We start from the raw sequence: 6,909 nt of genomic DNA, 5'->3' as shown, positions 1-6,909 counted from the left end.
TCTTTCACCGATTGAGTTTGAGCGGCGCTACGCGCTAAACGGCTCGTGAGTGTCTATGAAACTCTGGCCGGTCCACGCCCGTGCCGGTCGGGAGCTAGATCGAATAAGCGGCCTTGGTCGCGACGCGAGGCGACGTACTCAAGGAAGCCGAGCCGGATAAGCTCCGCGTGCAACGGGATGCGGCGAACGCTCCCGGCGTTCTTAACTCGTTGACCCTCGGCCTCGTCATTTACGAACCGTATGCACCAATGTCCGGATTCCTCGAACACGTCGCCCGGGGCAAGCTGGCATAGCTCCTCAATACGTGCGCCCGTATATAGACCGAGCAAAGGCACCCAATAGGCGGCCTCTCCCGCGCCACGGACGGGCCGCAAACCATTGGTATAGACTGGGCTGGAGAATATCGCCGCTATGGCCGCATCGTTGAAGGATACGCGGGACTTGTCGGTACGCTTTACTACGACGGTCACGCGCGGGATGGGGGCCGGAATGAGCATGCTATCGGCCGCATAGTTCATTAGCGTAAAGAACTGGCCTACGTACCTGTTCACGCTGGACGCGGCTAGGCCCGACTCCTGGAGCTTCTCTTTGAACGAGATGACATGCTGACGTGTGACGGACGGCACCGGGATACGTCCCACGTGTTCATAAAAGCGGCCGACAACGAGATTCATTTGTTCAACAGTCCCGCCCGTAGGCCCGCGCTCCTTGGCCCACCTCTCAACCAGCGCGGCCAAGGACAGCGCAGAAGCTACAGGAGCGGCCGCCGGGGCGGGTGCATTGGGTAGGGAGGGGGGCGGCCCAGGAACCGCACCCACACGGCGCAATGCCTCCGTGTATGCGGCTACCTGTCTCTCATGCATTTCCCGCCGGCGTGCCTCTCGGGCTACCAGCCGGTCGTGTTCCTCATACTGCTCGTCTAGCGGCTGGGCTGAGGCGTCCGCGCTCTCTAGATCGTGCTCGTCAAACGCGAAGTGTACGTATTGGGGCTGGGGCGTGACTTTCCGGGGCGGGGTGCCAAGTAGAGCCGACCGAGCCGCGTCAAACTCCTGGTCAATCTGTACGCTGGCCTCCCGGACAATGCGCCGGGCCTCGGCCGGGTCGGACGTGCCAAGGGCGCGTACTATCTCACGGCGCTGGAGGTGTTCAACGAGGTCAGCGGGAACTTTGCGGCGGACATAGTATCTAGAGCCCCGTCGCAGCAAATGATTGGTCATGGTGTCACCCTCGGTGTATGTAACACCGGCCACAACGCCCCGTAAGTCCTTGTCGGACAAGGTTTTCCCCGAAAATCAAAGGGTTAAGTGTAGCACGCCGGTTTATGGCAAACTGCGCGCGTGATCGGGCCGGCGGACGGCCCGATTGCGTCCGGCGACCGTTTTTTCGGCCGTGCCCGGGCGGCCGGCCGCCGCCGGACGGCGCCCCGGCCACGGGCCGCCATCCCCGCCGTAACCAGCAGAAAGGATTCGCTTGAAACTTCCGTACGAATGGCAGATCGGCTGGCGCTACACGCGCGCCGGCAAACGCACGACCGGCAACGGCTTCATTTCCTTCATCGCACTGGTGTCGATGCTCGGGATCGCGCTTGGCGTCGCGGCGCTGATCGTCGTGCTGTCCGTGATGAACGGCTTCCAGAAGGAAGTGCGCGACCGCATGCTGTCGGTGCTCGCGCACGTCGAGGTGTTCTCGCCGACGGGCTCGATGCCCGACTGGCAACTGACCGCGCAGGAAGCGCGGCGCAATGCTTCGGTGATCGGCGCGGCGCCGTACGTCGACGCGCAGGCGCTGCTCACGCGCCAGGATGCGGTAAGCGGGGTGATGCTGCGCGGCGTCGAGCCGTCGCTCGAACCGCAGGTGTCGGACATCGGCAAGGACATGAAGGCGGGCCAGCTCGCCGCGCTCGTGCCCGGCCAGTTCGGCATCGTGCTCGGCGACGCGCTCGCCGGCAACCTCGGCGTGACGGTCGGCGACAAGGTCACGCTCGTCGCGCCCGAAGGGACGATCACGCCGGCCGGGATGATGCCGCGACTCAAGCAGTTCACGGTGGTCGGCGTGTTCGAGTCGGGCCACTACGAATACGACAGCACGCTCGCGATGGTCAACATCCGCGACGCGGAGGCGCTGTTCCGGATGTCCGCGCCGACCGGCGTGCGGCTGCGGCTCACCGACATGCAGAAGGCGCCGCAGGTCGCGGTCGAGCTGTCGCATACGCTGTCGGGCAGCCTGTACATCCGCGACTGGACCCAGCAGAACAAGACATGGTTCTCGGCCGTGCAGATCGAGAAGCGGATGATGTTCATCATCCTCACGCTGATCATCGCGGTGGCCGCATTCAACCTCGTGTCGTCGCTCGTGATGACGGTGACCAACAAGCAGGCCGACATCGCGATCCTGCGCACGCTCGGCGCGCAGCCTGGCTCGATCATGAAGATCTTCGTCGTGCAGGGCGTGACGATCGGCTTCGTCGGTACCGCGTCGGGCGTCGCGCTCGGCTGCCTGATCGCGTGGAGCATTCCGTGGCTGATCCCGATGATCGAGCATCTGTTCGGCGTGCAGTTCCTGCCGCCGTCGGTGTACTTCATCAGCGAGCTGCCGTCCGAGCTCGTCGCGGGCGACGTCATCAAGATCGGCCTGATCGCGTTCGTGCTGTCGGCCGTCGCCACGCTCTATCCGAGCTGGCGCGGCGCAAAGGTGAAGCCGGCGGAGGCGCTGCGCTATGAATGATCGCGCGACCGTATTGGCGGATTCACGACAACCCATCAGACAGGATTCGGCAGGTATGCAGGAATACGTGCTTCAGGCGCGCGGGATCACAAAGGCGTTCGTGCAGGGCGGCTTCAACGTGCAGGTGCTCAACAACACCGAATTGACGGTGCGGCGCGGCGAGAAGCTCGCGGTCGTCGGCGCGTCGGGCTCCGGCAAGAGCACGCTGCTGCACGTGCTGGGCGGCCTCGACGAACCGAGCGCGGGCGAAGTGTCGCTGCTCGGCAAGCCGTTTACGCAACTCGCCGAGCGCGAACGCAACGAGCTGCGCAATCGCGCGCTCGGCTTCGTGTACCAGTTCCACCACCTGCTGCCGGAATTCACCGCGCTCGACAACGTCGCGATGCCGCTGCGCATCCGCCGGATGACGACCGAGGACGCACGCGCGCAGGCACAGGCGATGCTCGAACGCGTCGGTCTCGGCCCGCGTGCGAAGCACCGGCCGGGCGAGCTGTCGGGCGGCGAGCGTCAACGCGTGGCGATCGCGCGCGCGCTGGTGACGAAGCCCGCGTGCGTACTTGCCGACGAGCCGACCGGCAACCTCGACGGCACGACCGCCGACACGGTGTTCAACCTGATGCTCGAACTGTCCGAGACGCTCGAAACGAGCTTCGTGATCGTCACGCACGATCCCGAGCTCGCGGCGCGCTGCGACCGCATCATGCGCCTGCGCGACGGCGTGCTGCACGAGGAGCCGGCGCTGCCGGTGTGAACGAACGCCCCGCCGTGCCGCCGGGCGAGTCCCGGCACGGCGGCGAGGGCGCAGGAAAGCCGCCATGTGGATCGATACGCATTGCCATCTCGATGCTGCCGAGTTCGACTCCGACCGCGACGTCGTCGTGGATGCGGCGCGCGCGGCCGGCGTGTCGCGCATCGTGATCCCGAGCGTCGGGCGCGACAATTTCACGACCGTGCGCGAACTGGCCCAGCGCACGCCGGGTGCGGTCTATGCGCTCGGCATCCATCCGATGTATACGCCGCACGCGCGCGACGAGGATCTCGACCGCCTGCGCATGGAGATCGAGGCGAGCCTCGATGATCCGCGCTTCGTCGCGATCGGCGAGATCGGTCTCGACTACTTCGTGCCGGGGCTCGACGAGGATCGCCAGCAATTCTTCTATCAGGGGCAGCTCAAGCTGGCGCGCGAATTCGACCTGCCGGTGCTGTGTCACGTGCGCAAGTCGCAGGACCGCGTGCTCGCCGGGCTGCGCCGCTTCGGCGTGCGGCGCGGCATCGCACATGCGTTCAACGGCAGTTTCCAGCAGGCCGACGCGTATCTCGCACAGGGGCTGCATCTCGGTTTCGGCGGCAACGTGACGTTCGGACGCGCGTTGCAGATCCGGCGGCTCGCCGCGCAGTTGCCGCTCGACGCGATCGTCGTCGAGACGGACGCGCCCGACATCGCGCCCGAGTGGGCGTACAAGTCCCGCAACGCGCCCGACCAGGTGCCGCGCATCGGCGGCGTGCTCGCCGAACTGCGCGGGATTGACGCGCACGCGTTATCCCTATCCACAACGGCTAACGCGCTCGCCGCGCTGCCGCGCCTCGCACTTTCGTCCGCATAATCGTTGCTGGATAGTGCCGCATCGACTGCGGCGCCAGGTCGACGAGGAGGTGCGATGCGCGTGTGGTGGATCGCGTTTGCGCTCGGCGTCGTCGTGCTGCAGCGGCAGGCGGCGTTGCCGGGCGTGGGCGGCTGGGTAGGCGGGGCGGTCGCGGTGGCAGGTTGCGGTGCGCTGCGCGCATGGTGTGCACGGCGCCGTCGAACCCGCCCGATCGTCGCGCTCCGGTGGATGCTGTGCGCCTGCGCCGCCTGCGCGATCGGATTCGGCTATGCGGCCGCACGCGCCGAATGGCGGCTGCGTGACAGCCTGCCTGTCGAGCGGGAAGGGCGCGACATCGTCGTCACGGGCGTGATCCGCGGGTTGCCGGTGATCGACGACACCGGCGCGCGACTGCTGTTGGCCGTCGAATCGAACGATGCGGGGCTGGCCCGTTTCCCTCCGCTGATCCGGTTGTCGTGGCGCACCTACGGTGCGCCCGCCGCACGCAACGCGATGCCCGATTTGCGCGCCGCGCAGCGCTGGCGTCTCGTCGTGCGCCTGAAACGCCCGCATGCCGAGGCGAATCCCGGCGTGCGCGACAGCGAGGCGGCGTGGCTCGCCGCGGGCATCCGTGCGATCGGCTATGTGGTCGCGCCCGAGCGGGCGGAACTGCTCGACGCACGTGCATCGGGATGGCGCGCGTCGATCGATCGTCTGCGCGACGCGCTGCGCAACGGTATCGGTGACGCGCTCGGCAGCGACGCGCGCCATCGCGGCATCGTGACCGCGCTCGCCGTCGGCGATCAATCCGGCATCGGCGACGACGCGTGGCGCGTGCTGCGCAATACGGGCACGAGTCATCTGGTCGCGATTTCGGGCCTGCACGTCGGGCTCGTCGGCGCGATCGCGGGCGGGATCGTATCGTGGGTCTGGCGGCGTCTGCGCTGGCGCGGACATGCCGCGGCGCTCGCGATGCCGGCGCCATATGCGGCTTCGCTGGCGGCGCTGACGGCCGCCGCCGGCTATGCGGCGCTCGCCGGCTTCAACGTGCCGGCGCAGCGCGCGTGGTGGGTGATCGCGGCCGGGGCGGCGGCCTGTCTTGCCGGACGCAGCGTGCCGACGTCCGCCGTGTTGTGCGCGGCGCTCGGCGGCGTGCTGCTTGTCGATCCGTGGGCGGTGGTGTCGGCCGGGTTCTGGTTGTCTTTTGGCGCGGTCGCCGTGATCCTGATGTCCGTGGCGGGCTGGTGCCCGGTGCGCGAATTCGACGGCGGTGACGACCGTGGGACGCACGGTACTGCCCCGGTCGACCGCCGGCGCAGGCTGTGCGCATGGTGCAAGCGTGCCGGGCACCGTGTCGCGGAGGCGACGCGCGTGCAGTACGCGGTGACGATCGGTCTCGCGCCGCTGACGGCTGCGTGGTTCGCTCAGATCTCGGTATCGGGCCCGTTCGGCAATGCGTTTGCGATCCCGTGGGTCAGCGCCGTGGTGACGCCGATCGTGCTCGCCGGGATCGGGTTGCCCGCGCCGCTGGACGCGTATGCGTTCCGGCTCGCGCATGCGGCGCTCGAACCGATGATGGTGCTGCTCCGGCACCTCGCCGACTGGCCGGCCGGCGTATTCTGGCTGCGCATGCCCGACTGGCCGGTTCTGGCGCTTGCGTGCGTGGGTGTCGCGTGGGTCTTGATGCCGCGCGGCTGGCCCCTGCGCTGGGCGGCGCCGATGACATGGCTGCCGCTGGTCGCGCCGGCACCCGATGCGCCGCCGCCTGGCGGCTTCCGGCTGACCGTGCTCGACGTCGGGCAGGGCGCGTCGGTGCTGGTGGAGACCGCGCGCCGGACCTTGCTGTTCGATGCGGGGCCGGGGGCGGAGTCGACCCATGCCGGTGCGCGGATCGTCGCGCCGTCATTGCGTGCCCGCGGTATCCGTACCGTCGATTCGCTCGTCCTGAGTCATGCGGACGCCGATCACGCTGGCGGCGCGGCGGCCGTCTATGCGGCCGCCGAGGTCCGCCAGCTGCTCGCCGGCATTGGGCAGCAGCACCGGCTGTGGCGCGACGCGCGGGCGGCCGGCGTGGCCGATCGGCTGCCGTGCGCGGCCGGGCAGCGGTGGACCTGGGACGGCGTCGTGTTCACGATGTTGTGGCCGCCGGGTGGTGCCGGCGCTGGTTCCTCGAACGAACAATCGTGCGTGCTGCGCATCGACGCGGGCGACACGTCGGCGCTGCTGACGGGCGACATCGAGGCGCGCGCCGAGCGCCGGCTGGTGGACGATGCGCGCGACGCGCTGGCCGCGCAGATCCTCGTTGTGCCGCACCACGGCAGCCGCACGTCGTCGGTCGAGCCTTTCCTCGATTCGGTCGGGCCGCGCGTGGCGGTATTTCCTGTAGGCTATCGCAATCGATTCGGACATCCGCACCGGACGGTCCTTGCGCGCTACGAAATGCGCGGGATTCCGCTGCCGCGTACCGATCGCGACGGGGCCGTGAGGTTCGACGTCGCCCCGACGGGCGGCGGTTTCGCGTTTGAGCGTCATCGCGATGCGCAGCGGCGGTACTGGATGGACCGGTGAGCGCGCGATGGCGCGGGTCAAGAATGAGGAGGCC

General features: G+C 68.2%; 5 protein-coding genes and 1 pseudogene. 4 read left to right on the top strand and 2 right to left on the bottom strand.

The window, feature by feature from the left end:
* Positions 1 to 53: 53 nt before the first annotated feature.
* Both WS75_RS34035 and WS75_RS35040 read right to left on the bottom strand, forming a co-directional pair.
* Positions 54 to 674 (bottom strand): site-specific integrase, encoded by a 621-nt coding sequence (locus tag WS75_RS34035; protein ID WP_179948871.1) that lies wholly within the window; start codon positions 672 to 674, stop codon positions 54 to 56.
* A 369-nt stretch (positions 675 to 1,043) separates the two neighbouring features.
* Positions 1,044 to 1,217, bottom strand: a pseudogene (locus tag WS75_RS35040) (DUF6538 domain-containing protein); the annotation flags it as partial.
* A gap of 253 nt (positions 1,218 to 1,470) precedes the next feature.
* On the opposite strand from WS75_RS35040, the gene WS75_RS04550 reads away from it, so the two are divergent.
* The 4 genes from WS75_RS04550 to WS75_RS04535 all read left to right on the top strand — a co-directional run bounded on the left by WS75_RS04550 (position 1,471) and on the right by WS75_RS04535 (position 6,875).
* Positions 1,471 to 2,724: a lipoprotein-releasing ABC transporter permease subunit gene (locus tag WS75_RS04550; RefSeq protein WP_059679358.1), complete on the top strand. Its 1,254-nt coding sequence runs from the start codon at positions 1,471 to 1,473 to the stop codon at positions 2,722 to 2,724.
* Entirely contained in the window at positions 2,717 to 3,475 is a 759-nt protein-coding gene (lolD, locus tag WS75_RS04545) for a lipoprotein-releasing ABC transporter ATP-binding protein LolD (RefSeq protein ID WP_082729499.1), read from the top strand. The genes WS75_RS04550 and lolD overlap by 8 nt, the downstream gene beginning before the upstream one ends.
* Positions 3,476 to 3,539: 64 nt before the next feature.
* Complete coding sequence (locus tag WS75_RS04540; protein ID WP_059679357.1) at positions 3,540 to 4,328, top strand: TatD family hydrolase; 789 nt, start codon at positions 3,540 to 3,542, stop codon at positions 4,326 to 4,328.
* Positions 4,329 to 4,382: 54 nt separating this feature from the next.
* Complete coding sequence (locus tag WS75_RS04535) at positions 4,383 to 6,875, top strand: DNA internalization-related competence protein ComEC/Rec2 (RefSeq protein ID WP_059679356.1); 2,493 nt, start codon at positions 4,383 to 4,385, stop codon at positions 6,873 to 6,875.
* Positions 6,876 to 6,909 lie beyond the last annotated feature (34 nt).

The organism is Burkholderia sp. FL-7-2-10-S1-D7 (assembly GCF_001524185.1).
GTDB lineage: Bacteria > Pseudomonadota > Gammaproteobacteria > Burkholderiales > Burkholderiaceae > Burkholderia > Burkholderia diffusa.
The sequence above is the reverse complement of the archived record's forward strand: the minus strand, read 5'-3'. Positions and strand labels throughout refer to the sequence as shown.

What these genes read in the sequence shown, in the direction of transcription:
- WS75_RS04535 (WP_059679356.1), top strand. Translation starts at nt 4,383, where the DNA reads ATGCGCGTGTGGTGGATCGCGTTTGCGCTCGGCGTCGTCGTGCTGCAG.
- WS75_RS34035 (WP_179948871.1), bottom strand. Translation starts at nt 674, where the DNA reads ATGAATCTCGTTGTCGGCCGCTTTTATGAACACGTGGGACGTATCCCG.
- WS75_RS04540 (WP_059679357.1), top strand. Translation starts at nt 3,540, where the DNA reads ATGTGGATCGATACGCATTGCCATCTCGATGCTGCCGAGTTCGACTCC.
- lolD (WP_082729499.1), top strand. Translation starts at nt 2,717, where the DNA reads ATGAATGATCGCGCGACCGTATTGGCGGATTCACGACAACCCATCAGA.